This window comes from Oceaniovalibus guishaninsula JLT2003 (assembly GCF_000299575.1).
GTDB classification, from domain to species: Bacteria; Pseudomonadota; Alphaproteobacteria; order Rhodobacterales; family Rhodobacteraceae; genus Palleronia; species Palleronia guishaninsula.
The window spans coordinates 1-5,598 of the sequence record NZ_AMGO01000049.1 but is presented as its reverse complement, the minus strand read 5'-3'; the positions used below and the strand labels follow the sequence as shown (position 1 = coordinate 5,598).

General features: G+C 66.2%; 8 protein-coding genes. All 8 read right to left on the bottom strand.

From position 1 onward, the window contains the following. Window positions 1-20: 20 nt before the first annotated feature. The 8 genes from OCGS_RS11120 to OCGS_RS11080 all read right to left on the bottom strand — a co-directional run bounded on the left by OCGS_RS11120 (window position 21) and on the right by OCGS_RS11080 (window position 4,964). Entirely contained in the window at window positions 21-980 is a 960-nt protein-coding gene (locus OCGS_RS11120) for an MvdC/MvdD family ATP grasp protein (protein ID WP_040610953.1), read from the bottom strand. Then, a complete protein-coding gene (locus OCGS_RS11115) occupies window positions 973-1,332 on the bottom strand; it encodes a hypothetical protein (RefSeq protein WP_040610952.1) in 360 nt (119 codons plus the stop codon). The genes OCGS_RS11120 and OCGS_RS11115 overlap by 8 nt, the downstream gene beginning before the upstream one ends. Before the next feature lie 161 nt (window positions 1,333-1,493). Next, complete coding sequence (locus OCGS_RS14880) at window positions 1,494-3,065, bottom strand: relaxase family protein (RefSeq protein ID WP_007427344.1); 1,572 nt, start codon at window positions 3,063-3,065, stop codon at window positions 1,494-1,496. Further along, window positions 3,059-3,418 (bottom strand): MobC family plasmid mobilization relaxosome protein, encoded by a 360-nt coding sequence (locus OCGS_RS11100; RefSeq protein ID WP_007427343.1) that lies wholly within the window; start codon window positions 3,416-3,418, stop codon window positions 3,059-3,061. The genes OCGS_RS14880 and OCGS_RS11100 overlap by 7 nt, the downstream gene beginning before the upstream one ends. A gap of 302 nt (window positions 3,419-3,720) precedes the next feature. Continuing rightward, on the bottom strand, window positions 3,721-4,014 hold the full coding sequence (locus OCGS_RS11095) for a type II toxin-antitoxin system RelE/ParE family toxin (protein ID WP_007427342.1): 294 nt from the start codon (window positions 4,012-4,014) through the stop codon (window positions 3,721-3,723). 1 nt (window position 4,015) lies between these two features. Beyond that, a complete protein-coding gene (locus OCGS_RS11090) occupies window positions 4,016-4,258 on the bottom strand; it encodes a type II toxin-antitoxin system ParD family antitoxin (protein WP_007427341.1) in 243 nt (80 codons plus the stop codon). Between the two features lie 134 nt (window positions 4,259-4,392). Beyond that, window positions 4,393-4,707 carry a type II toxin-antitoxin system RelE/ParE family toxin gene (locus OCGS_RS11085; protein WP_040610949.1) on the bottom strand — a complete coding sequence of 105 codons (315 nt, stop codon included), beginning with the start codon at window positions 4,705-4,707 and terminating at the stop codon, window positions 4,393-4,395. Next, on the bottom strand, window positions 4,704-4,964 hold the full coding sequence (locus OCGS_RS11080) for a CopG family ribbon-helix-helix protein (RefSeq protein ID WP_007427339.1): 261 nt from the start codon (window positions 4,962-4,964) through the stop codon (window positions 4,704-4,706). The genes OCGS_RS11085 and OCGS_RS11080 overlap by 4 nt, the downstream gene beginning before the upstream one ends. Window positions 4,965-5,598 lie beyond the last annotated feature (634 nt).

The following is a 5,598-nucleotide window of genomic DNA, read 5'->3' as shown; positions in this document are numbered from 1 at the left end:
TTTCCATTTGCGCCACTCGCTCATTGGACCAGCGCGTCGACCAGGGTCGCCGCGATCTCTACCCCCTCGACCTGCTCCAACCAGGCCCACTGACCGTTAGGGTTGGCCTCAAGGAACCAGAAGGCCCCGTCGCGGTCCTCCACGAGGTCAATGGCCGCGAAGCGCAGGGCGAGGCTCTGGACGACCGCCACGCAGGCGGCCACGACAGCGGGTGGCAGATCGACGCGCTCCTGGCGCAAGTCGGTCCGTTCGCCGCGGCGCCAATCCACGCGGGTCTCCTCATGCGCCTGGGAGTGGATCGCGACTGCGACGGCGGTTCGGTCCACGACCGTAACGCGCACATCGCGGCGCTTTGGTATCAGCGCCTGCACGATCACCGGCACGGCCTCGAACGCCGCCCGGTCCTCCTCTCGCAGATCGGCCAGCTCCGAGGTGAAGATGACTTGGCCAGGCCCATCCGGGTCGTCTACTAGCGCCCGGCGCAGCGGCTTGATTACGCATCGACGTGCCGCGAGGAAGGATCGCGCAGCATCGACGTCGTTTCCGACTACGGTGGGCGGAACCCGCAGGCCACAGGCTCGGGCGACGGCCAACTGGCGCGGCTTATCCTCCGCCCGCAGGATTGCGAAGGGTGAGTTCAACCAGCGCCCCTCCAGCGCGTTCCACAGGCTGCGTGCCGCGGCGCTCCACTCCTGCACTGCGTAGGCGCGCGCCTCGCTGCTCGCGGTCGCTCCGATCTCCGGCAGCTCTGGGCGCCGGTAGTAGGCCGATCGGAACGCCGCGAGATCGTGCGTGAGGCCGCGGACCGTGATCGTCCCGGTTAGCATGTCCGACGCCGCGAAGGTGACGACCGTCTGCGGCAGGTCCTCGGTGTTGAGGCGAAGGAAGGGTACGCTGCGGCGGCGCAGCTCACGGACGAGGTGGTCGGTCGTTATGTCCTGCCTGTTAGTCGCGAGCAGGACGCCAGATCGGTCAGACAAGCATCTCGGCGGTGTCGTCCGCTTCCCGCCCCGCATCTGTTTTGGTTTGGATTGCTGCAATCAGCACGCCCGGACCTTGGTCTTCCCGCTCCAGCTCGACCGCGGTCTTAGTTTGCAACATGTTGGCCACGGCCAGCGAGGAGTCGTCGTCCTGCTCGGTATGCGTTAGCGTCTTTGTCCTGAGTGAGGGCTGCGAACCGGGCATGTCGATTGCGGGACTTTCGCCCTCCGGCGTCGGCACTATCCACATGTCGCGCTCGACGCAGTAGCGGCCGGGCAGGACCGGCTCGGCGCGCCGCGGGATGCCGTATCGAAACAGGATAGGCTGGGTCTCTTCTGCAACGCGATCCATCGTCGAACTCACTTCTGGTATCTGCGCCCAATCTAACGGGTTGCCCGCGCTCTCTTCAACGGACTACAGGCCGACCTGTTGCCTATGCGGTCTGGTGCGACCTTGCGTGGCAATCGGACACGCTTCGTGAGAGTATAGGCCGAAGAACCATACCATTTCCCTCATCGCCCATACCCTCTGCTCCGGTCCCGTGCGACTTGTTCCCGATCAAGCGCCTCCTGGCGTTTCAGCTCAGCTATCCGCTCCTTCTCCTGCACTAGCTCTCGAGTACGCGTGCCAAGGCGTTCACTCGCCCAATCAAGGTGGTCGTTAGCTTCACCTGCGCGTCCAACGCTTCGGTCAAGGTTTCCAAGGCTTCGCTCTGCGCGGCTTGCGTTCGTCTCAGCGTCGCGATCTGCCCCGAGAAATGTTCGGACGCCTTCGACAGCCTCTCGGCCGTAGCGGCCGAGACTTTCCCCGAGGCCGCGCAACTGGCGGCCAAGCTCTCGAACTCGGCCAAGAGCGCGCGCTCGAATGTCGTCAGGTTGTCCATCGCGCTTTACTCCTTCGGTAGTTCGATACAGGGCGAACCGTTGCAGATTTCCGCGCGTGAGCCTTGGGGCCCGACGAGAAACTCCCGCCCGTCCGGGCCGATCTGGAACGTCACGTCCTTCGCCGCGTCGTTCAGCAGCTCCAGCACGCTCCGGGCGGAGTCCCGTTCGATCAGCGCCGTCTTCAGATCGAACTGCGCCCAGCTCGTCGCCAGCCACAGCAAGACGAAGAGCACTCCCGCGGTCGCGATGCAGGTCAGCACGGTCCAGAGCGGCCAGCGCCGCTGTTCGCTCTCGATGGCGATCAGCCGGCTCCGCACCCCTCCCAGCCGGATGTTCATATCCCTCTCGATGGCGTCGAGCGCGGCTTTCGACGATCTGCTCAAGCTCTCGGCGAGCTGTTGCAGCTCGCTCGAGGTCAACGCCTCGATCTGCTGCCGTTCCGCGCGCATCTTCTCTTGCAGCTGCGCGGTCAAGCTCGGTCTTGCGGGTCCAGTCACGCTCAAAGATACGCCCTTTCAGTCTGAACCGCGCCTCCGTATCCGGATCGGCGGCGGTGATGTAATCCTTGCCCTGGCGCGGCACCGTGAACCCGGCCTCCTCGAGCGCGCGCACGATCCCGGCGCGGTCCTCGATCTCGCCCGCCAGGATGCGGCCTTCGAGGAACGCCGCGACCGCTTCACGCGTCTGCGCCCGCTCCGGCATCTGGCGATCGAACTGCACGGTCCGGGCGCGGTCGGGATCGTCGGGTCGCGCCCAGCCCTCGGCATGGTTCCATGCGTCCCTGAGCGGCGCATAGGTCCGCTCCCAGCCGGGCGGCGCGATGTTCAGCGCCTTTCCCGTCCGCAGCTCCATCCGTGGCGTCAGGAAATGCAGCTCCACGCGTCCGCCTGCCGTATGGCTGTGGCGCACCCAGGTGATGTCGTACTGCTCGGGATCCATGCCCGCGAACGCCACCCGCTCGAAATCGTCCATCACCGCCCGCTGCTGCGCCTCGCTCGGCGCATCCTCGCGGGCGAAGCTGATCACGCCCGTCGTGTAGGTCCACTTGCGGTCCAGGCTGTCGATCAGCTCGCGGGTCTGCGCAATGTCGCCCCGCACCACGTCCGGGGGCGCTTCCTCGCGCCCCGGACGATCCCGCGCGACCAGGTACGCAGCAATCGGCCCGCCGCCGCCGCGCCCGCCCATGAACTTGATCAGCATGGAGCGTCCTCTGACACGGCGCCGGGACCGGCCTCGGCCGTCGGAACCTCATGCGCCCGCCGCAGCTGTGCCAGCTCCCGGTCGAGCGCGATCAGCCGCGCCACCACCGCCACCGCATCCGCCCCGCGCTTCTCGCGGTTCGCCCACCGCGCCAGCTGGTTGAGGTTGTTACCGATCCGCGCCAGCTCCCGCAGCAGTTCGGGATCGACACGGCGCGGCTGGTGCCGCCGCCGTACCGCCCGCACCCCGTCGAGGCCCTGGCGCACCAGCTCCGACAGCGACACGCCCCGCGCCTCCGCCACGGCGTGCCAGCGGCTGCGCTGCTCCTCCGTCGCCCGGATCTTCACCCACATATCCGCCCCACTCCGTCCTCTCCGATTATCCCGGCCCCCCGGACCGCCGCCCCCCCGGAAGGCTGGGCGGTCCGGGGGGCCGGCCGCCCGCCGGGCGGCACTTTTCAAGGCACCACGGAAGCCCCGATGGGGTTCGAAGGGGAGGCGCAGCCTCCCCTCGCCGGCTCTGCTGTGGGCGCGCGAAGCGTGGCCACAGCAGTATGCTGGCTTACGTTTCACTAATAGGAAGCGTTTGTCACCTGGAATAAGGCGGCTGGGGACAGTCTTGGAGGTGTTTTTCCTGCGGTGGCTTGAAGCGTCCGTCAGGTGGGGTCGCTGGTCCAGTCCTCGCGGCTGTGGCGGACCCGAACCACGAAGATGTCTGCGTCCGGTCGGACCAAGTAGACGATCAGGTGAACGCCGCAGGGATGCACCCAGATTGGCGGCGTGAGTTCGGTGCGCTCGCGGGCCAGCTCGGGGAACTCGGCCAGAAGCGCGAACGCCATCTCAAAGCTGTCCTGATAGCGGTCGGCCTGATTGGCACCGAACGCCCGCGCGCCTTGTAGCCAGATGGCGATCAGATCCTCCTCGGCCTTGCCGCTGAGACGCCATGCCATCCTAGGCTGTACCCGCCCGGCGTCGCGCTTCCGCTTTGATCTGCGCCATCGACCGCGTGCCCTCCCCGCTGGCGAGCCCCGCATCCACCAGCGCCTGCATCCGCGCCACCGCCTCGGCCCGCACCTGGTCTCGGCGGATCAGGTCGCGCACGTAGTCGCTGCTGTTAGCATACCGTCCCCGCGCGCTCTGCTTCTCGACCCAGTCCTTCATCGGATCGGGAAGCGAGACGTTCATCGTTGCCATGTCGCGTTCTTTTCACTGGAAGACAAAAGTTATGGCAATCATTGCCATATCCAAAAGGAAGGTTCAAGGTTCTCGTTGCAGAGTTGTCAGGACGAGCAACGCTCGTGAAGAACGCGCCTGTCGGGCGGGCGCAATCAGGTCTGGCGGGGCCAGCTTTCGGGCTGCCAGTCGCGCGATGTGTGGATCACGTGGAGGATCGTCACGGTCCCGTGGTTTCGGTCGCCGGTGACGGCATAGGCGATGACGTAGGACAGGCCCGTGACGGTCTTCTCGTAGGTACCGCTCACACGTCCTGGACGCCCCGTGGGAATGTCGGACAGGGCGGCAGCGGTCTTGTCGAGGACGTCCCGGACCCGCTGGGCAGCTCTCGGGTTGTCGGCGGCGATGTAGTCCACCTCCGCCTTGAGCTCGTCCAGGGCGTCGCGGGACCAGCTGACCCGGCGCGTCACGCGGGCGTGTCGGACGCAGCGTCGATCACAGCCTGAAGCTCGGCCATTGCCTCCTCGTGCGGAACGGTGCGTCCCGCCTCCATGTCCGCCAGACCGCGCTGGATGCCCTCGATGATCGCCAGCTCGCGGTCGACATAGGCGCCGACGGCTTCCCCGGCCAGGAACGACCGGCTGCGCCTGGTGCCCTGCGCCAACCGTCCGAGCTTGTCCTTCACCTGCGGGTCGAGGCGGATCGTCATCGTCGTGCTGGCAGTCATGACCGGACTCCGGGTGCTGGGTTGTGTACACAAGAACACATAAGCGATAGCGGTTCGCTTGGGAACGGGCGTGCTCGTCAGAAGGAGCAATTTAGGGGAAGAACGACGATATCGCGATCTTAGCGGATCCTTCCGATCCGGAAGACGGCGATGCGACCTTTGACAGCTTCGAGCGCGGTCAGAGGGCCCGGCTGATCCGCACCGCCGAGGGCTTTGGTGCTGTCTTTCCCAGGCTCTCCCTTGCCCCGCCCTCCATCCTTGCGTCTGTGGCGCTCTTAGAGGGCGCTCAGGGCCGGTCCTAGCCCTTCTCCCTCCCTGCGCCTGCGGCGGACCTCATAGGCGCTCCTGTGGCCTCTCTGGGCCCAAACCTTCCCCTCCCTGCCTGACCCACCCCATCCGGGGCCGCTGTGCGTGTCGCAACAGCGAGCACCACTCCGGCGAAGCGCAAAGATCAAGGTTGGAGGAACGGCCGGCTGCGCCGTCCGTGTCGGAGAAAAAACCCACCGCCGCCCGGCCGGTCGTTCGCTACCTGGCGGGCGCTCCCGCCCGAACGACCGTGGATTTTTTCCCCTCCTATTAGATCATTAGAGAGTAAAAATTCTAGGTAATTGTTTTATATGGTTTTTAATTGGGG